Here is a 677-nt window from a genome sequence, read left to right on the forward strand (position 1 = left end):
CAATACCAGCGCCGTGCGGACCTGATTCCGAACCTGGTGAATACGGTCAAGGGCTATGCCTCGCACGAAAAGGACACGCTGGAGGCCGTAACCAAAGCGCGCGCGGCAGCCACCAGCTTCCAGATCACGCCGGAGGTGCTGAACGACCCGGCGGCATTTCAGAAATTCCAGCAGGTGCAGGGAGAGCTTTCGAGCGCGCTGTCGCGCCTGATGGCCGTGTCGGAAAACTACCCGCAGCTCAAGGCTGACCAGTCGTTCCGGGATCTGCAATCTCAACTGGAGGGCACAGAGAACCGCATCACCGTGGCGCGCCAGCGCTACATCAAATCGGTACAGGACTACAACGTGCTGACCCGTAGCTTCCCGACCAACCTGACGGCCAAGGTGATGGGCTACCAGGTCAAGCCGAACTTCACGGTCGAGAACGAGAAGGGGATTTCCACCGCCCCGGCAGTGAAGTTCTGACGAGCTGACGATCATGTCGATGCGCGCGCGTGCCTGTTTCGCCTTCCTGCTGACTGCAGCCCTGTGGCTGGCCGCCGCGCTGCCTGCTCGCGCGCAAAGCGACATGGTGGCCGTGCCGCCGCTGGCCGCGCGCGTGACCGACTTGACCGGCACGCTCAGCGCCGAACAAAAAAGCGCGCTCGAACAGGTGCTGGCCGACTACGAGCAGCAGC

Annotated in this window: 2 protein-coding genes; both read left to right on the plus strand. The window is 63.1% G+C overall.

What is annotated here, in order from left to right; all coding sequences use genetic code 11:
• Nucleotides 1–465 (plus strand): LemA family protein (locus D1614_RS28110; RefSeq protein ID WP_147384382.1); only part of this gene is annotated, 465 nt, incomplete at its 5' end.
• Between the two features lie 13 nt (nucleotides 466–478).
• A partial coding sequence (locus tag D1614_RS28115; protein WP_206610154.1) for a hypothetical protein occupies nucleotides 479–677 on the plus strand: 199 nt, incomplete at its 3' end.

The organism is Maribellus luteus (assembly GCF_003576475.1).
Lineage (GTDB): Bacteria > Bacteroidota > Bacteroidia > Bacteroidales > Prolixibacteraceae > Draconibacterium > Draconibacterium luteum.